A 17,801-nucleotide genomic window follows, 5' to 3' on the forward strand; every position below is an offset into this window, starting at 1 on the left:
GCTCGCCGGGCCGACGCGCTCACCGCACCACCGCATCACCACTCACACGTACGGCACACAGCGGAACACAACGAGGGGACGCAGCCATGACGGCCGAGCTGGTCCGAGGGCAGAACCACCCGCTGCCCCAGACCCGTTTGGAGATCCGGATCTCTGCGGGCAATCCGATCGTGGCCGGGGCGACACTCGGCGATGAGCGGGGCACGGTGCACGGCGCCGAATGGGTCGCGCATCCCGCCTCGCCCCAGCTGGCCGGGATAGAGGTGCCCAAACAGGCGGCGGCCGACCACCGGCTCGCCGTGGACCTCGGCGCGATGCCCGAGCACATCCACCGGGTCACCGTGCTGCTCGCGCTGCCGACCGGCGTCGGCGGCCCGGCCCGGTTCGGCGCCATGGCCGCGCCGTTCGTCGCCGTCACCGGCCTCGACGGCTCCGAGATCGCCAGCTACACCATCACCGATCTGGACTCGGAGTCCGCGGTGGCGGCCCTGGAGCTGTACCGCAGGCAGGACGCCTGGAAGGTGCGCGCCATCGGCCAGGGGTACGCGGGCGGGCTGGCCGCCATGCTGCACGACCAGGGGCTGGAGCAGGGCACCGACCTCGCGGCGCGGATCAACGAGGCGGTGGCCCGTGGCATGGCCCGCTCGGTCGCCCAGCCCCCGCCCCGCCCGGAGGGCGACGGCCGGGTGCGCACGGCCGCCGCGGGCGGCGGCACCGACCCGGCCCCGGCTCAGCCGCAGACCCCGCCGCAGCAGCCGCAGACCCCGCCCCAGCAGCCGCAGGGCACGCCCGCCGCCGGAGGGCCCATCGACTACCAGCACCCGAGCCGCCGTACGGCCGCGCCGCCCACACCCCCGCCCACGGCGCCGCCCGCCGCGCCCGGACAGCCCGCCCGGCCGGTCGCGGGCGACGCCTCCGGCTGGTCCATGGACGAGCGGCTCTACAACCAGGTCTGGGGGATGTTCGAGGACCTGGCCCGGACGACCGCCGCCTACCGCAGCGCGGTGGACTTCGCCGAGTCCCGCATGGAGCAGGAGCTGGACCGGGTGCTCTCCGACCCGCGCACCCGGGTGGGCCCGGCCGCCGACTCCGCGCGCGCCGAGGCGCGCGCCAAGCAGACCGACCTCGTCGAGCAGGCCCGGATCGCCCTCGACCGCGATCTGGCGCAGCTCATCTCCGAGGCCGAGGTGGTGGAGCCCGCGCTGCCGTACGCCTACGCCCGCTGGGACAGCCCGGTGTGGCAGGCGTATGAGGTGCCGATGGAGGTCCCGATGGCCCTGCGCCTGGGCGATCTGCACCTTCCGGAGCGCGCCGATCTGCGCATCCCCATGCTGGTGCGGCTGCCGCTGGAGCGGGGGCTGTGGATCGACGCCGGGCGTTCGGGCTCGTTCGACGGGCCGGCCGACTCCGGTGAGCTGCGCAGGCTGGCCGCGGACGCGGCGGTGGCGATCGCGGCGCGGATGCTGGCCGTCTATCCGGCGGGGGAGTTCGCGGTGCATGTGATCGACCCGGCGGGTTCGGCCGCGGGGTCGTTCGCCCCGCTGGTGGGGTCGGGTGTGCTGGCCGAGCCGCCGGCGGCCGGGGCCCAGGGGGTCTCGGCGGTGCTCGCCGCGCTGACCCAGCGTGTCGACCTGGTGCAGATGGCGATCCGCAGCCGGGCCACGGACGCGCTGCCGCCGGATATGGACACCGCCGAGCAGCTGCTGATCGTCCATGACTTCCCGCACGGCTTCGACGACCGGGCCGTCACCCAGCTGCGCTATCTGGCGGACGAGGGGCCCTCGGTGGGCGTGCATCTGATGATGGTCGCCGACCGCGAGGACGCGCGGGCCTACGGTCCGGTGCTGGACCCGCTGTGGCGGTCGCTGATGCGGCTCACGCCGGTGGCCGACGACCACCTCGCCGACCCCTGGGTGGGCCATGCGTGGACGTATGAGCCGCCGACGGTGCCGCCGGGCAGCCGGGTGCTGGACCAGGTGCTGGGGGAGGTGGGGAGGGCCGCGCAGGCTCTGAGGGCCGCGCGGGCCCGCCAGTCCTATGGCGGCTGACCAGGGCTGACCAGGGCTGACCGGGCTCTGAACAGGACTTTTGCCTTTCTCTTTACTCTCTCATGGGGATTCCTGTACTCTCTTTTACGCGGAGGGGAGTACTCCTTAGCGGTGTTCCCGTCACCACGGATTCCGTCCGGCACCAGGAGGCCGGACGGAATCCCGGGACTCCGGTCCATGGGCGGTCCATGGGCGGAAGAGACCTCCGGCAGCGACGACGCTGAGACTGCCGTACGAATGCCGGAGGAACCGTGGACGTATCCGTGACCATGTGGGGGCTGACGATCATCGGCCTCTGCGCCCTGATCGCCGTCGACTTCTTCATAGGCGGCCGCAAACCGCATGAGGTCTCCATGAAGGAGGCCGGGATCTGGACCGCCGTCTGGGTCGCCCTCGCCGGGCTCTTCGGGCTCGGGCTGCTGGTCTTCGCGGGCGGCCAGCCCTCCGGCGAGTTCTTCGCGGGCTTCATCACCGAGAAGTCGCTGAGCGTCGACAACCTCTTCGTCTTCGTCCTGATCATGGCGAAGTTCGCCGTGCCGACGATCTACCAGCAGCGCGTGCTGATGGTGGGGGTGCTCATCGCCCTGGTGCTGCGCGCGGTCTTCATCGCCGCCGGCGCCGCGATCGTCTCGACCTTCGCCTGGGTCTTCTACATCTTCGGCGCCTTCCTCATCTGGACGGCCTGGAAGCTCATCCAGGAGGCGCGGGCCGATGAGGAGGAAGAGGAGTTCGAGGAGAACCGGCTGCTCAAGGCGGTCGAGAAGCGAGTCCCGTCCACCGACCGGTACCACGACACCAAGCTGTTCATCGTGGAGAACGGCAAGCGGCTGATGACCCCGATGCTGATCGTCATGCTGGCGATCGGCACCACCGACGTCCTCTTCGCGCTGGACTCGATACCCGCGATCTTCGGCCTCACCCAGGATCCGTACATCGTCTTCACCGCCAACGCCTTCGCGCTGATGGGCCTGCGCCAGCTGTACTTCCTCATCGGCGGCCTGCTCAAGAAGCTGGTCCACCTCTCGTACGGGCTGTCGATCATCCTCGGCTTCATCGGCGTCAAGCTGGTGCTGCACGCGCTGCACGAGTCCGGGGTGCATGTCCCGGAGATCAGCATCCCGGTCTCGCTCGGGGTCATCTGCGCGGTGCTCGCCGTCACCACGGCCACGAGTCTGTACGCCTCGAAGAAACAGGCCCTGGCGGCGGCGGGGAGCGGGGAGGACCGGGCCCGGGACAAGGACAGCGTCGACGTCTGACGGCACCCGCGGCGTCACCGCCCTGACGGCGCCCGAGAGCGCCCGGCGGCGTCCGACAGCCGTCCACAGTCCCGGATCCGGGAGACGGGCTCACACAGCCGCCTCCCCGGCCTCCAGAGGCCGTACGGCCGACCGTCCACCATCCGGACGGTCGGCCGTCGGCCGTGTCTCCGGCAGCAGGGCGAAGCAGCCCAGGCTCAGCAGCGCCACGGCGGTCAGATACGCGGCGACGCCCCAGGGCGGGCCGTCGCCGTGGGAGACCGCCGTCGCCACGATCGGGGTGAGCGCCCCGCCCAGGACACCCGCGAGGTTGTAGCCGAGCGCCGCCCCCGTACAGCGCACCCGCGCCTCGAACAGCTCGGGCAGATAGGCCGAGGTCACGGCGAACATGGTGATGAAGGCGAGCAGCGCGCCCAGGAAGCCGAGGAACATCAGCGGCGGCTTACCGGTGCGCAACAGCGCGGCCAGCGGAAACATCCACACCACGATGGCCACGCAGCCCACCAGGCACATCGGCCGCCGCCCGAAGCGGTCGCCGAGATGGGCCGCCAGGGGCGTCAGGGCGCCCAGGACCGCCACGGCCGCCATGATGCAGCCCAGCAGGGTGGTGCGGGCGACCCCGAGCCGTTCCGTGCCGTACGCCAGCGACCAGGTCGTGACCGCGTAGAAGACGGCGTAACCCACCGCCAGCCCGCCCGCGGTCAGCAGGACCAGCCGCCAGTGGCCGCGCACCACCTCGGCCAGCGGCGCGGCGGCCTGCTCACCGCGCTCGGCCAGCTCCCGGAACCGCGGGGACTCGGTCACCTGGGCCCGCAGCAGCAGCCCGGCGCCCGCCAGCAGCCCCGCGCCCCAGAACGGCACCCGCCACCCCCAGGACCGGAACTCGCCATCGCTCAGCGTGGCCGACAGGGCCAGCATCGTGCCGTTGGCCAGCAGAAAGCCGATGGACGGGCCGACTTGCGGAAAGCCCGACCACAGCCCGCGCCGTGCGGCGGGCGCGTGCTCGGCGGTCAGCAGCACCGCGCCGCCCCATTCGCCGCCCAGCCCCAGCCCCTGCAGGAAGCGCAGCACGAGCAGCAGGACGGGGGCGGCGATGCCGATCGAGTCGTAGGTCGGGACGAAGCCCACGGCGACGGTGGCGAGACCGGTGAGCAGCAGCGAGGCGATGAGCACCGGACGGCGCCCGTGGCGGTCGCCGAGGGGCCCGAAGAGCATCGAGCCCAGCGGCCGGGAGATGAAGCCGACGGCGAAGGTGCCGAAGGCGGCGAGGGTGCCGGCCAGCGGCGAGAAGGTGGGGAAGAACAGCGGGCCGAGGACGAGCGCCGCGGCCGTGCCGTAGACGAAGAAGTCGTAGAACTCGATCGCGGTGCCGGCCATGGACGCGGCCGCGAGGCGGGCCATGGACGGTGAGCGGTCATGCTGCGGTGAGCGGTCGTGCTGCATGACGCGACAACCGGCCCGGCCCGCCGGGGGTCACGGGGCGTACGGAGGCGCGCGGCGCTCCGGGGCGTGCGAGCGCCGTTACCAGCCGCGCTCGCGCCACTCGCCGAGGTGCGGGCGCTCGGCGCCGAGGGTGGTGTCGTCGCCGTGGCCGGGGTAGACCCAGGTCTCGTCGGAGAGCTGGTCGAAGAGCTTGGTCTCGACGTCGTTGATCAGGCTCTCGAACGCCTTGGGATCCTTACGGGTGTTACCGACCCCGCCCGGGAAGAGGCAGTCGCCGGTGAACACGTGCGGATGGCCGTGCGGATCGTCGTAGATCAGGGCGATGCTGCCCGGGGTGTGGCCGACCAGATGGCGGGCGGTCAGCTCGACCCGGCCGACCCGCAGCGTGTCGCCGTCCTCGACCAGGACATCGGTGCGCGCCGGGATGCCCTCCGCGTCGTAACGGCCCGCGTAGGTACGGGCGCCCGTGGCCTCCATCACCTCGCGCAGCGCGCCCCAGTGGTCGGGGTGGCGGTGGGTGGTGACCAGGGACGCGATCCCGCTCTCGCCGATGAGGGAGAGCAGGGTGTGCGGCTCCGCGGCGGCGTCGATCAGCAGCTGTTCGTCGGTGGCCCGGCAGCGCAGCAGATAGGCGTTGTTGGACATGGGGCCCACCGCGACCTTCGAGATCATGAGATCGGGCAGTTCATGCACGTCGGCCGGTCCGCCGACCGTCACCACTCCGCTGTAGGTCATGGCCTCAGCCTAGTGCGGGCAGGGCGGGCAGGGGACCGTCGGGGCAGGATAGACCGGCGCCGTCCGTACGGCCGGTGAGCCAGCCCAGCAGGGCGGCGGGGGAGCCGGTGACGGTGACCGGGGATTCCCCGGGGGCGGCGGGGCGGCCGGTGTGCCGGACGTCCGCTTCGCCGGGCCCGGTGGCCAGTCGCAGCGGGGGAATATCCGGGTGCCCGGCGAACCTTGTACCAGTGAGCACGGTGAGCTGGCTCTCGACGAAGGTGGCGGGGAGATCCGCCACGGTGCGGCCGATGCCGAGATCGACATGGTGCAGCTCGACCTCGGTGAGGCGGCGCAGCGGCAGCCCGGCGGCCGGCTCCCGGACACCGCCGCGCAGGGCCACCTCGTACGGCAGGCGCTCCGGGGGCAGCGCGGCGACCGCCGCGTCGAAGCGGGCGGCGCTGGTGCGCAGGTCGTCCAGGTGGACGGCGAGCGGCCGGGCGGCATCCCGCCGGATGTCGGCGTCGCGCGTCTCCGCGTCGGGGTACATCGGAGTCTCTTCGCCGGTCCGGGCCCAGGTGAGGAGGTTCACCATCGCGTCCGCGTTGCGGGCCAGGTGGGCCAGGACATGGCCGCGGGTCCAGCCCGGGAGCTCCGATGGACGGGCGAGGGAGGCGTCGTCGAGGGCGGCGACGGCGGTCAGCAGCCGGTCCGTCGCCTCCTGAACGGCGGCGGCGTCCCGGGCGTAGTCGGCCCCGGCGTAGTCGGTCATGACCCGACCGTAGTGCGCACCACACGATCGGGTGAAGTCGGCTCCCGTGTCCCGCAAATCGAATGTGCGTGCTATAGGCTCGGCGTGTTGCATCCTTAAGACATCGTCGTCGTGCCCCCATACCCTGGGTTGGGGGCTTCGCTCCGCTCCGCCTCTGCTCCGACCGGCAGGGCCGCCCCGCGAGCGGGCTCGGCGCACCCCGACCCTCTCAAGAAAGGTGCCGACCGGCGTGGCCGACCGTCTCATCGTTCGTGGCGCTCGCGAGCACAACCTCAAGAACGTCTCACTCGACCTTCCTCGCGACTCGCTCATCGTCTTCACCGGGCTGTCCGGGTCGGGCAAGTCGTCCCTCGCGTTCGACACGATCTTCGCCGAGGGGCAGCGCCGGTACGTCGAGTCGCTCTCCTCCTACGCCCGCCAGTTCCTGGGGCAGATGGACAAGCCCGATGTGGACTTCATCGAGGGCCTGTCCCCCGCGGTGTCGATCGACCAGAAGTCGACCTCGCGGAATCCGCGCTCGACGGTCGGCACCATCACCGAGGTCTATGACTACCTCCGGCTGCTGTTCGCCCGTATCGGCAAGCCGCACTGCCCCGAGTGCGGCCGTCCGATCGCCCGCCAGTCGCCGCAGGCGATCGTGGACCGGGTGCTTGAGCTCCCCGAGGGCAGCCGCTTCCAGGTGCTCTCGCCGCTGGTGCGCGAGCGCAAGGGGGAGTTCGCCGACCTCTTCTCCGATCTCCAGACCAAGGGCTACAGCCGCGCCCGGGTGGACGGCGCCACCATCCAGCTGTCCGACCCGCCGAAGCTGAAGAAGCAGGAGAAGCACACCATCGAGGTGGTCGTGGACCGCCTCACCGTCAAGGACAGCGCCAAGCGCCGGCTGACGGACTCGGTGGAGACCGCCCTCGGCCTCTCCGGCGGCATGGTGATCCTCGACTTCGTGGACCTGGAGGAGGACGACCCGCAGCGGGAGCGGATGTTCTCCGAGCATCTCTACTGCCCGTACGACGACCTGTCCTTCGAGGAGCTGGAGCCGCGCACCTTCTCCTTCAACTCGCCCTTCGGCGCCTGCCCGGAGTGCACCGGCATCGGCACCCGGATGGAGGTCGACCCGGAGCTGATCATCCCGGACGAGGAGAAGTCGCTGGACGAGGGCGCCATCCACCCCTGGTCCCACGGCCACACCAAGGACTACTTCGGCCGTCTGGTCGGCGCGCTCGCCGACGCGCTCGGCTTCCGTACCGACGTGCCCTGGGCCGGGCTTCCGCAGCGCGCCAAGAAGGCGCTGCTCAACGGGCACCGGACCCAGATCGAGGTCCGTTACCGCAATCGCTACGGCCGCCAGCGGGCGTACACCACGGCCTTCGAGGGCGCGCTGCCCTATGTGAAGCGGCGCCACTCGGAGGCGGAGAGCGACGCCAGCCGGGAGCGGTTCGAGGGCTATATGCGCGAGGTGCCCTGCCCCACCTGTGAGGGCACCCGCCTGAAGCCGATCGTCCTGGCCGTCACCGTGCAGGACAAGTCCATCGCGGATGTCTCGGCGATGTCGATCAGCGAATGCGCCGAGTTCCTGCGCGGCATGGAGCTGAGCGCGCGCGAGAAGACCATCGCCGAGCGGGTCCTCAAGGAGGTCAACGAGCGGCTGCGGTTCCTGGTCGACGTCGGCCTGGACTACCTCTCGCTCAACCGCGCCGCGGGCACCCTCTCCGGCGGCGAGGCCCAGCGCATCCGGCTGGCCACCCAGATCGGCTCCGGACTGGTGGGTGTGCTCTATGTGCTGGACGAGCCGTCCATCGGCCTGCACCAGCGAGACAACCACCGGCTGATCGAGACGCTGGTGCGGCTGCGCGACCTCGGCAACACCCTGATCGTCGTGGAGCACGACGAGGACACCATCAAGACCTCGGACTGGGTGGTGGACATCGGCCCGGGCGCGGGCGAGCACGGCGGGAAGGTGGTGCACAGCGGGCCGCTGAGCGAGCTGCTGGTCAACCAGGAGTCGGTGACCGGGCACTATCTGTCCGGCAAGAAGGCCATCCCGCTGCCGGCGGCGCGCCGGTCCATGGACCCCAAGCGGCGCCTCACGGTCCACGGCGCCCGGGAGAACAACCTCCAGGACATCGACGTGTCCTTCCCGCTCGGGGTGCTCACCGCCGTCACCGGTGTCTCCGGATCGGGTAAGTCCACGCTGGTCAACGACATCCTCTACACCCATCTGGCCCGCGAGCTGAACGGCGCGCGGGCGGTTCCCGGGCGGCACACCCGGGTCGCCGGCGACGATCTCGTGGACAAGGTGGTGCATGTCGACCAGTCGCCCATCGGCCGCACCCCGCGCTCGAACCCGGCCACGTACACCGGCGTCTTCGACCATGTGCGCAAGCTGTTCGCGGAGACGATGGAGGCCAAGGTCCGCGGGTACCAGCCCGGGCGGTTCTCCTTCAACGTCAAGGGCGGCCGCTGCGAGAACTGCTCCGGTGACGGCACCATCAAGATCGAGATGAACTTCCTGCCGGATGTGTATGTGCCGTGCGAGGTCTGCCACGGCGCGCGCTACAACCGGGAGACCCTGGAGGTGCACTACAAGGGCAAGTCCATCGCCGAGGTGCTGGACATGCCCATCGAGGAGGCGCTGGACTTCTTCGAGGCGGTGCCCACCATCGCCCGCCATCTGCGCACCCTCAACGAGGTCGGGCTGGGCTATGTCCGGCTCGGGCAGCCCGCGCCGACCCTCTCCGGCGGTGAGGCCCAGCGCGTCAAGCTGGCGAGCGAGCTCCAGAAGCGGTCCACCGGCCGCACGGTGTATGTGCTGGACGAGCCGACCACCGGTCTGCACTTCGAGGACATCAGCAAGCTGATCAGCGTGCTCTCCGGCCTGGTCGACAAGGGCAACACGGTGATCGTCATCGAGCACAACCTCGATGTGATCAAGACGGCCGACTGGGTCGTGGACATGGGCCCCGAGGGCGGCAGCGGCGGCGGTCTGGTGATCGCCGAGGGCACCCCGGAGGACGTGGCCTCGATCACGGTCAGCCACACCGGGAAGTTCCTGCGGGACATGCTGGGCGACCGGGTGAGCGACGCCACGGTGCCCGCCGCGCGCAAGGGCGGCGTGACCACCAAGAAGGCGCCCGCCAAGAAGGCCGCCGCGAAGTCCACGGCGGCCAAGAAGACCGCGGCGAAGAAGACCGTGGCCAAGAAGGCGGCGGCCAAGACCACGGCCGCCTCCAAGCGGACGGCCGCGAAGTAGCCCAAGCCGCTGTGCCCGCGCCCCCCGCCCGAGATGACCCGGCCCGCGCCGTCCGCGGCGGCAACGGTGCGGCCCAATCCCCCCGGCCCCCCCCCACGCGCCGGCCGCCGACCCCCCCACCGCCGCGGGCCCCGCCCCGCCCCGGCCCGGCCCCGGGCGCGGCGCGAGCGGAGCCGGAACGGTTGGGCTCAGACCAGCTCGGACGCGTAGGGCGGCTCCGCGCCCGCGCGGGAGCAGGTGATCGCGGCGGCGCGGGCGGCGAAGCCCAGCACATCCCGCCAGGCCGCCTCGTCCAGCTTGGCCAGCGCGGGCGCCGACAGGGACTGGTGACCCGCCAGCCGGTGCAGCAGCGCGGCGTTCACGGTGTCGCCCGCCCCGATGGTGTCCACGATGTCCACCCGCTCGCCCGGCACCGAGATCACCGAGCCGTCCTGGCGCCGTACGCTCAGCCCCTCCCCGCCATGGGTGAGCACCACGGCCGCCGGGCCCGCCGCCAGCCACGCGCCCACGGCCCTCTCGACATCCCCCGCGTCCTCCGAGTCGGCCAGCCACCTGGCGTCCTCTATGGACAGCTTCAGCAGGCCGATATGGGGCAGCCAGCCGTGGAAGCGGGCCCGGTAGGCATCGGCGTCGGGGATCAGACCGGTGCGGATATTGGGGTCCAGCGTGGTGAAGACCCCGCGCGCGGCCTCGCGCCGCAGCAGCTCCTCGTACGCGCTCGCGCCCGGCTCCAGCACCAGCGAGCAGGTGCCCAGCGACAGCGCGCTCACCCCCTCGGGAAGGGACGGCGGCAGGGTGAAGAGCCGGTCCGCGGTGCCCTGCACATAGAAGCCGTACCCGGCCGAGCCATCGGCCCCGATGGAGGCCACGGCCAGGGTCGTGGGCTCCTCGCCGCGCTGCACCAGCGCGGTGTCCACGCCGTCCTTCCGCAGGCCCTCCAGCAGCGCCTCCCCGAAACCGTCCGTGGAGACCCGCGAGCAGAACGCGGTGGGCGAGCCGAGCCGCCCGAGGGCCAGCGCGGTGTTGTACGGGCCGCCGCCGCGCGCGGGCCGCAGCGCGGGCAACTGGCCCCCCGCCGCGGGGTTCGACGTGCGCTCGGGCACGAGGTCGATCAGGGCTTCTCCGGCGACGACGATCACGAGACGGGGTCCTTTCCGGCGATTCCGGGAGTTCCGGGGAGCGGTCGGTCGAGGCCTTCGGCCACACAGCCGCACGAGGTGCGGTGGACGAAGGCACAGGGCAGCCGGACGGTGCGCGGCGGCCGCCCCGGATTCTCCAGCCGCTCGAGCAGCAGCCGGACGGCGGTGGCGCCGACCTCCCGGCTGGGCTGGGAGATCGCGGTGAGCCCGGGGGAGAAGACATCCGCCCAGGAGAAGTCGTCGAAGCAGACCAGCGCGAGATCGTCCGGCACGCTCAGCCCTGCCGTGCGCAGGGCGCGCAGCGCACCGATGGTCATGGCGTTGTTCGCGGTGATGATCGCGGTGGGCGGCTCGGGGGAGGCCAGCAGCCGGTGGACGGCGTCCTCCGCGCCCCGCGCCTCGGAGTGGCCCTCGGCCAGCAGCCCGGGGCGGAACGGCAGCCCGTGCCGCTCCAGCCCGGCCCGGTAGCCCGCGATCCGCTCGGTGGTGGTGCTCAGCCCCGGCAGCCCCGCGACCAGTCCGATGCGGGTGTGGCCGAGATCGGCGAGATGGTCGACCAGCTGTTCGACGGGGCGGGTGTTCTCGGCGCACACCTGGTCATGGGCGTCGCCGACCAGCCGGTCGAGGAAGACGGCGGGGATCTTACGGCGGGCCAGATACTCCAGCAGCCCGGCGGGCCCGGCCGACGGGGCGACGAGCACGCCGTCCACCCGTCGCTCATGCAGCAGCCGGACGACGGTCAGCTCATGCTCGGGGTCGTCATGCGGATCGGCGATCAGCAGACCGTAGCCCCGCTCCAGGGCGCCGGCCTCGACGCCCTGGAGGATCTCGGTGAAGTACGGATTGCTGATCGCCGAGACGGCCAGGCCGATCGAGCGGGTGCGCGCGGTCACCAGGGAGCGCGCCAGCGTATTGGGGATGTACCCGAGCTCGTCGATGGCGTCCAGCACGGCCTTACGGGTGCCGGGGCGGACCGGTCGGGTCTCGTTGAGCACATGCGAGACGGTGGCCACGGACACCCCGGCGCGACGGGCGACATCGACCATGGTTGCCATCCGCTGCGGTCCTTAACGTCGAGATCGTCGGGGGAGTCGGTCCAAGGAGGAGCCGGTCCAGGGGGGAGCCGGTCCAAAGGGGGAGTTCGGGTCCGTCGGGCTGCCGAGCCCTGCCAGGGGCACGTAACGTACCGCATCGGGCGGCTGACGTAAACGTTTGCGCAAACGCTTACGTCCCCCCTGGGGGCGGTGGCGAACGGAAGGATCTGTGCCGGTATGGTCGGAGGGCCCTCACACCCTCAGGAGCCGCAGATGTCCAGCCAGCCCGCCTCCCGTCGAACCGTGCTGTGCCGCGCCGCGCTGGCCGGAGCCGCCGGGCTCGGGGTGGCGGCCTGCTCCCCGGGTGGATCGGGCAAGAAGGCGTCCCCGACGCCCACCGCCCCCGTCGAGCTCGGCTCGGCCGGTGTGGTGCCGGTCGGCGGCGCCAAGATCTACCGAGAGCACCGGGTGGTGGTCGCCCAGCCCGCCAAGGGGGAGTTCACGGCGTTCAGCGCGGTGTGCACCCACGCCGGATGCGTCGTCGACACGGTCGAGGACGGCAAGATCAACTGTCCCTGCCACGGCAGCCAGTTCGACGCCCGCACCGGCAAGGTCGTCCAGGGGCCCGCGGAGCGGCCGCTGCCGTCGGTCCCGGTCACGGCGAAGGGCGGACGGCTCATCGCGGGCCCCGACGCCTGAGGGGACGGCTCATCGCGGGACCCGACGCCTGAGCGGGCGGCGGAATCCCCAAATCCCCTGGACCTCACCGAACCGCGCCCCGAGGGCACCGGATGTGTCACTCCCCGCAAGTAGGGTGGTGACCATGGCCGACCCGAGCAGCTACCGCCCCAAGCCGGGACAGATCCCCGACTCGCCGGGGGTCTACAAGTTCCGTGACGAGCACGGCCGGGTGATCTACGTCGGAAAGGCGAAGAGCCTGCGCCAGCGGCTCTCGTCGTACTTCCAGGACCTGGCGAACCTCCACCCGCGGACCCGCACCATGGTCACCACGGCCGCCGCCGTGGAGTGGACCGTGGTCTCCACCGAGGTCGAGGCCCTGCAGCTCGAGTACTCCTGGATCAAGGAGTTCGACCCCCGGTTCAACGTCAAGTACCGCGACGACAAGAGCTACCCCTCCCTCGCCGTGACCCTCAACGAGGAGTTCCCCCGGGTCCAGGTGATGCGCGGCGCCAAGAAGAAGGGCGTGCGCTACTTCGGCCCGTACGCCCACGCCTGGGCCATCCGCGAGACCGTCGACCTGATGCTGCGCGTGTTCCCCGTCCGGACCTGCTCCGCCGGGGTGTTCAAGCGCTCCGCCCAGATCGGCCGCCCCTGTCTGCTCGGCTATATCGGCAAGTGCTCGGCCCCCTGCGTCGGCCGTGTCACCGCCGAGGAGCACCGCCAACTGGCCGAGGAGTTCTGCGACTTCATGGCCGGCCGCACCGGCACCTATCTGCGCCGCCTGGAGGAGCGGATGCACGAGGCCGCCGAGGACATGGAGTACGAGAAGGCGGCCCGGCTCCGTGACGACATAGGCGCGCTCAAGCGCGCCATGGAGAAGAACGCGGTGGTGCTCGCCGACGCCACCGACGCCGACCTGATAGCGGTCGCCGAGGACGAGCTGGAGGCGGCCGTCCAGATCTTCCATGTGCGCGGCGGCCGGGTGCGCGGTCAGCGCGGCTGGGTCACCGACAAGGTCGAGGCCGTCGACACCGCCGGGCTGGTCGAGCATGCCCTCCAGCAGCTGTACGGGGAGGAGCGCGGCGACGCCGTCCCCAAGGAGGTCCTGGTGCCCGCCGTGCCGGAACCGGCCGAGCCGGTCGCCCAGTGGCTCGCCGAGCGCCGGGGCTCCCGGGTCGATCTGCGCATCCCGCAGCGCGGCGACAAGAAGGACCTGATGGAGACCGTGCAGCGCAACGCCCAGCAGGCGCTCGCGCTGCACAAGACCAAGCGCGCCTCCGACCTCACCACCCGCTCCCGGGCGCTGGAGGAGATCGCCGAGGCCCTGGGGCTGGACTCCGCTCCGCTGCGCGTGGAGTGCTTCGACATCTCCCATCTCCAGGGCGATGACGTGGTGGCCTCCATGGTGGTCTTCGAGGACGGGCTCCCCCGGAAGAGTGAGTACCGCCGCTTCCAGATCAAGAGCTTCGCCGGGCAGGACGATGTCCGCTCCATGCACGAGGTCGTGAGTCGCCGCTTCCGCCGCTATCTGCAGGAGAAGCAGAAGACGGGGGAGTGGCAGGAGGAAGCCACCGGGGCTCCTGAGGTTTCCGGAGCCACCGAGGCATCCGGGATCGCCGGGGCTCCCGGGGCCACCGAAACATCCGGGGCTCCCGGGGTTCTCGGGGCTCCCGGGGTTCCCGGGGCCGTCGAGACTCCCGGGTCCACCGGGTCCACCGGGTCCACCGGGTCCACCGGGCAGCCCCTCGATGGACCAGACGGACCAGACGGACCAGACGGACCCGATGGACCCGACGGCCTCGACCAGGGGCCCTCCGGCCCGATCGACGAGGAGGGCAGGCCGAAGCGGTTCGCCTACCCGCCCCAGCTCGTCGTGGTCGACGGCGGCAAGCCGCAGGTGGCCGCCGCCCAACGGGCCCTTGACGAGCTCGGCGTCGACGATGTCGCCGTCTGCGGCCTCGCCAAGCGGCTCGAGGAGGTGTGGCTGCCGGACGAGGAGGACCCGGTGGTGCTGCCCCGCAGCAGCGAGGGGCTCTACCTCCTTCAGCGGGTCCGTGACGAGGCCCACCGCTTCGCCATCACCTACCAGCGCAGCAAACGCGCCAAGTCGTTGAAGGCCGGGCCGCTGGACACCGTTCCGGGCCTCGGTGACAGCCGTAAGCAGGCCCTGCTGAAGCACTTCGGTTCGGTCAAGCGGCTCCGCGCCGCCACCGTCGAGCAGATCTGCGAGGTGCCCGGCGTGGGCCGTAAGACGGCCGAGACGGTCGCCGCGGCGCTCGCCGGGGCCGCCCCGGCCGCGCCCGCCGTGAACACCGCCACAGGAGAGATCATTGAGGACGAGGCCGCCGGCGCGGCGTCGTCGAACGGGGGGACCAGACCATGACCGAGCACGAGAACCATGGAGACGGAGCGCAGGTGAATACGGGCACGTCGGGCGAGCCCGCCGAGGCGGCGGCCATCCCCGAGCTGGTGATCATCTCTGGAATGTCGGGCGCGGGCCGCAGCACCGCCGCCAAGTGTCTGGAGGACCTCGGCTGGTTCGTCGTGGACAACCTGCCGCCCGCGCTGATCCCCACCATGGTCGACCTGGGCGCCCGCTCCCAGGGCAATGTGGCCCGGATCGCCGTGGTGGTGGACGTCCGCGGGCGCCGCTTCTTCGACAACCTCCGCGAGTCCCTCGCCGACCTCGCAGCCAAGAACGTCAAGCGGCGCGTGCTGTTCCTTGAGGCGTCCGACGAGGCGCTGGTGCGCCGCTTCGAATCCGTGCGCCGCCCGCACCCCCTCCAGGGCGACGGCCGGATCGTGGACGGCATCGCCGCCGAGCGCGATCTGCTGCGCGAGCTGCGCGGGGACGCCGATCTGGTGATCGACACCTCCAGCCTCAACGTCCATGAGCTGCGCGCCAAGATGGACGCCCAGTTCGCGGGCGAGGAGGAGCCCGAGCTGCGGGCCACCGTGATGTCGTTCGGCTACAAGTACGGGCTGCCGGTTGACGCCGATCTGGTGGTGGACTGCCGCTTCCTGCCCAATCCGCACTGGGTCCCCGAGCTGCGCCCCTTCACCGGGCTCAACGAGGAGGTCTCCAGCTATGTCTTCAACCAGCCCGGCGCCAAGGAGTTCCTGGACCGCTACGCGGAGCTGCTCCAGCTCATCGCCGCGGGCTACCGACGCGAGGGCAAGCGCTATGTGACCATCGCCGTCGGCTGCACCGGCGGTAAGCACCGCAGCGTCGCGATGTCCGAGCGGCTCGCCCCGCGGCTGGCCGCCGAGGGAGTGGAGACCGTCATCGTCCACCGGGACATGGGGCGCGAGTGACCATTCGTAGCAACCGGCTGCGACGGCTGGTCGGGGCGCGGACGAACCGGGGTGCGCAGCCCAAAGTCGTCGCCCTGGGCGGCGGCATGGGCCTGTCGGCGTCGCTGGCCGCGCTGCGCCGGATCACCGGCGATCTGACCGCCGTCGTCACCGTGGCCGATGACGGGGGCTCCAGCGGACGCCTCCGGGACGAGCTGGGCGTGCTGCCGCCCGGCGATCTGCGCAAGGCCCTGGCCGCGCTGTGCGGCGACGACGACTGGGGTCAGACCTGGGCGCGGGTCATCCAGCACCGCTTCGTCAGCGAGGGCGATCTGCACGGCCACGCGGTGGGCAATGTGCTGATCGTCGCCCTGTGGGAGCAGCTGGGCGACCATGTGCAGGCACTCGACCTGGTCGGCAGGCTGCTGGGCGCCCACGGCCGGGTGCTGCCCATGTCGGCCGTCCCCCTGGAGCTCCAGGCGTACGTCCGGGGCCATGACCCGGCGCGCCCGGACGAGGTCTCCACCGTCGCCGGGCAGGCCACCGTGGCGCTCACCCCCGGCGAGGTGCAGTCGGTCCATCTGGTGCCGCACGATCCGCCGGCCGTCCCCGAGGCCGTCGAGGCGGTCATGGACGCCGACTGGGTGGTGCTGGGACCCGGCTCCTGGTTCTCCTCCGTGATCCCCCATCTGCTGGTCCCCGATCTGCTCAAGGCGCTCACCGAGACCAAGGCCCGGCGCGTGCTCTCGCTGAACCTCGCCCCTCAGCCGGGAGAAACCGACGGCTTCTCCCCGCAGCGTCATTTGGAGGTTTTGGCCCGACACGCCCCTAAACTCGCCTTCGACGTGGTGCTGGCCGACGAGGCCGCCGTCCCCGACCAGAGCAGTCTGTGCGACGCCGCCAAGCGGCTGGGCGGCACAGTCGAGCTGGCGCCGGTGGCCGCGACCGACGGTGCCCCGAAGCATGACCCGGAGCTTCTGGCGGCCGCGTACGACCGTATTTTTCGGATGCATGGAAGGATCGGCCCATGGCGATGACGGCAGCGGTGAAGGACGAAATCTCCCGGCTCCCCGTCACCCGGACCTGCTGCCGGAAAGCGGAGGTCTCGGCGATCCTGCGGTTCGCGGGCGGGCTGCACCTGGTCAGCGGGCGCATCGTGATCGAGGCGGAGCTGGACACCGGGATCGCGGCCCGCAGGGTCCGCAAGGACATCCTGGAGATCTTCGGCCACTCCTCGGATCTGGTGGTGATGGCCCCCGGTGGGCTGCGCCGCGGCAGCAGGTACGTGGTGCGGGTGGTGGCGGGCGGTGACCAGCTGGCGCGGCAGACCGGCCTGGTCGACGGCCGCGGCCGGCCGATCCGCGGACTGCCGCCGCAGGTCGTCTCCGGCGCCACCTGCGACGCCGAGGCCGCCTGGCGCGGGGCCTTCCTCGCCCATGGCTCGCTCACGGAGCCCGGCCGCTCGTCCTCCCTGGAGGTGACCTGCCCCGGTCCGGAGGCCGCGCTCGCCCTGGTCGGCGCCGCTCGCCGGCTGCAGATCGCCGCCAAGGCGCGCGAGGTGCGCGGGGTGGACCGGGTGGTCGTCCGGGACGGTGATGCCATCGGCGCGCTGTTGACGCGGCTGGGGGCGCATGAGTCGGTCCTCGCCTGGGAGGAGCGGCGGATGCGCCGCGAGGTGCGGGCCACCGCCAATCGCCTCGCCAACTTCGACGACGCCAATCTGCGCCGCTCGGCCCGCGCCGCCGTCGCCGCCGGGGCCCGGGTGCAGCGCGCTCTGGAGATCCTGGGCGAGGAGGTGCCCGAGCACCTCGCCGCGGCCGGGCGGCTGCGCATGGAGCACAAGCAGGCGTCCCTGGAGGAGCTGGGGGCTCTCGCCGACCCGCCGCTGACCAAGGACGCCGTCGCGGGCCGTATCCGCCGGCTGCTGGCCATGGCCGACAAGCGCGCCCAGGACCTGGGCATCCCCGGCACCGAGTCAAGCCTGACCGAGGAGATGGCCGACGGCATGGTCGGCTGACCGGTCCTACGAGCTGACTGCCGCGCGAGTTTACGGCCCCACGAGCTGGCCGGTCCCGCGAGCCGACGGGCCCCATCAGCTGACGGTCCTACGAGCCGCCCGCCCCGCGAGCCGCCCGCCCCCATCAGCTGACGGCCCGACAAGCCGTACGAGAGC

General features: G+C 71.9%; 13 protein-coding genes. 8 read left to right on the forward strand and 5 right to left on the reverse strand.

What is annotated here, in order from left to right:
* The first annotated feature begins 86 nt into the window (after nucleotides 1-86).
* Nucleotides 87-2,048 carry a TerD family protein gene (locus ACFXB5_RS22660; RefSeq protein ID WP_385210723.1) on the forward strand — a complete coding sequence of 654 codons (1,962 nt, stop codon included), beginning with the start codon at nucleotides 87-89 and terminating at the stop codon, nucleotides 2,046-2,048.
* Nucleotides 2,049-2,299: 251 nt separating this feature from the next.
* A complete protein-coding gene (locus ACFXB5_RS22665; RefSeq protein WP_385210726.1) occupies nucleotides 2,300-3,304 on the forward strand; it encodes a TerC family protein in 1,005 nt (334 codons plus the stop codon).
* Between the two features lie 90 nt (nucleotides 3,305-3,394).
* On the opposite strand, the gene ACFXB5_RS22670 is transcribed toward ACFXB5_RS22665, so the two are convergent.
* From ACFXB5_RS22670 to ACFXB5_RS22680, 3 genes are all read right to left on the reverse strand, one after another.
* The gene (locus ACFXB5_RS22670; protein ID WP_385210808.1) at nucleotides 3,395-4,705 is read right to left on the reverse strand and encodes an MFS transporter; all 1,311 of its coding nucleotides are present in this window, start codon (nucleotides 4,703-4,705) and stop codon (nucleotides 3,395-3,397) included.
* A 120-nt stretch (nucleotides 4,706-4,825) separates the two neighbouring features.
* Nucleotides 4,826-5,482 (reverse strand): MBL fold metallo-hydrolase, encoded by a 657-nt coding sequence (locus ACFXB5_RS22675; RefSeq protein ID WP_385210728.1) that lies wholly within the window; start codon nucleotides 5,480-5,482, stop codon nucleotides 4,826-4,828.
* A gap of 4 nt (nucleotides 5,483-5,486) precedes the next feature.
* Nucleotides 5,487-6,233, reverse strand: a complete 747-nt coding sequence (locus tag ACFXB5_RS22680; protein ID WP_385210731.1) for a maleylpyruvate isomerase family mycothiol-dependent enzyme — start codon at nucleotides 6,231-6,233, stop codon at nucleotides 5,487-5,489.
* Nucleotides 6,234-6,462: 229 nt separating this feature from the next.
* Here ACFXB5_RS22680 and uvrA point away from each other — a divergent pair, with 229 nt between their 5' ends.
* Nucleotides 6,463-9,480, forward strand: coding sequence for an excinuclease ABC subunit UvrA (uvrA, locus tag ACFXB5_RS22685; RefSeq protein ID WP_385210734.1), 3,018 nt, complete (start codon nucleotides 6,463-6,465; stop codon nucleotides 9,478-9,480).
* A 188-nt stretch (nucleotides 9,481-9,668) separates the two neighbouring features.
* Here the strand turns inward: uvrA and ACFXB5_RS22690 are convergent, their stop codons facing one another.
* Nucleotides 9,669-10,619 (reverse strand): carbohydrate kinase, encoded by a 951-nt coding sequence (locus ACFXB5_RS22690; RefSeq protein ID WP_385210737.1) that lies wholly within the window; start codon nucleotides 10,617-10,619, stop codon nucleotides 9,669-9,671.
* Nucleotides 10,616-11,674, reverse strand: coding sequence for a LacI family DNA-binding transcriptional regulator (locus ACFXB5_RS22695; protein ID WP_385210740.1), 1,059 nt, complete (start codon nucleotides 11,672-11,674; stop codon nucleotides 10,616-10,618). Before ACFXB5_RS22695 ends, ACFXB5_RS22690 begins: the two co-directional genes overlap by 4 nt.
* 252 nt (nucleotides 11,675-11,926) lie before the next feature.
* Between ACFXB5_RS22695 and ACFXB5_RS22700 the strand changes: the two genes are divergently transcribed.
* From ACFXB5_RS22700 to whiA, 5 genes are all read left to right on the forward strand, one after another.
* Nucleotides 11,927-12,352, forward strand: a complete 426-nt coding sequence (locus ACFXB5_RS22700; RefSeq protein ID WP_385210743.1) for a ubiquinol-cytochrome c reductase iron-sulfur subunit — start codon at nucleotides 11,927-11,929, stop codon at nucleotides 12,350-12,352.
* A 124-nt stretch (nucleotides 12,353-12,476) separates the two neighbouring features.
* Entirely contained in the window at nucleotides 12,477-14,717 is a 2,241-nt protein-coding gene (gene uvrC / locus ACFXB5_RS22705; protein ID WP_385210746.1) for an excinuclease ABC subunit UvrC, read from the forward strand.
* The gene (rapZ, locus tag ACFXB5_RS22710; protein ID WP_020872202.1) at nucleotides 14,714-15,649 is read left to right on the forward strand and encodes an RNase adapter RapZ; all 936 of its coding nucleotides are present in this window, start codon (nucleotides 14,714-14,716) and stop codon (nucleotides 15,647-15,649) included. Before uvrC ends, rapZ begins: the two co-directional genes overlap by 4 nt.
* Nucleotides 15,646-16,665, forward strand: a complete 1,020-nt coding sequence (gene yvcK, locus ACFXB5_RS22715) for a uridine diphosphate-N-acetylglucosamine-binding protein YvcK (RefSeq protein WP_201853456.1) — start codon at nucleotides 15,646-15,648, stop codon at nucleotides 16,663-16,665. The genes rapZ and yvcK overlap by 4 nt, the downstream gene beginning before the upstream one ends.
* Complete coding sequence (gene whiA / locus ACFXB5_RS22720; protein ID WP_030840944.1) at nucleotides 16,656-17,645, forward strand: DNA-binding protein WhiA; 990 nt, start codon at nucleotides 16,656-16,658, stop codon at nucleotides 17,643-17,645. The genes yvcK and whiA overlap by 10 nt, the downstream gene beginning before the upstream one ends.
* The last annotated feature ends 156 nt before the right edge of the window (nucleotides 17,646-17,801 follow it).

Source organism: Streptomyces sp. NPDC059455 (assembly GCF_042750115.1).
In the GTDB taxonomy this organism is placed as follows: domain Bacteria; phylum Actinomycetota; class Actinomycetes; order Streptomycetales; family Streptomycetaceae; genus Streptomyces; species Streptomyces endocoffeicus.

Bases quoted from the DNA above. Each gene is read 5' to 3' on its own strand.
- uvrC (WP_385210746.1), top strand. From the start codon at position 12,477: ATGGCCGACCCGAGCAGCTACCGCCCCAAGCCGGGACAGATCCCCGAC.
- rapZ (WP_020872202.1), top strand. From the start codon at position 14,714: ATGACCGAGCACGAGAACCATGGAGACGGAGCGCAGGTGAATACGGGC.
- whiA (WP_030840944.1), top strand. From the start codon at position 16,656: ATGGCGATGACGGCAGCGGTGAAGGACGAAATCTCCCGGCTCCCCGTC.
- ACFXB5_RS22670 (WP_385210808.1), bottom strand. From the start codon at position 4,705: ATGGCCCGCCTCGCGGCCGCGTCCATGGCCGGCACCGCGATCGAGTTC.
- ACFXB5_RS22680 (WP_385210731.1), bottom strand. From the start codon at position 6,233: ATGACCGACTACGCCGGGGCCGACTACGCCCGGGACGCCGCCGCCGTT.
- ACFXB5_RS22700 (WP_385210743.1), top strand. From the start codon at position 11,927: ATGTCCAGCCAGCCCGCCTCCCGTCGAACCGTGCTGTGCCGCGCCGCG.
- ACFXB5_RS22675 (WP_385210728.1), bottom strand. From the start codon at position 5,482: ATGACCTACAGCGGAGTGGTGACGGTCGGCGGACCGGCCGACGTGCAT.
- ACFXB5_RS22695 (WP_385210740.1), bottom strand. From the start codon at position 11,674: ATGGCAACCATGGTCGATGTCGCCCGTCGCGCCGGGGTGTCCGTGGCC.
- ACFXB5_RS22660 (WP_385210723.1), top strand. From the start codon at position 87: ATGACGGCCGAGCTGGTCCGAGGGCAGAACCACCCGCTGCCCCAGACC.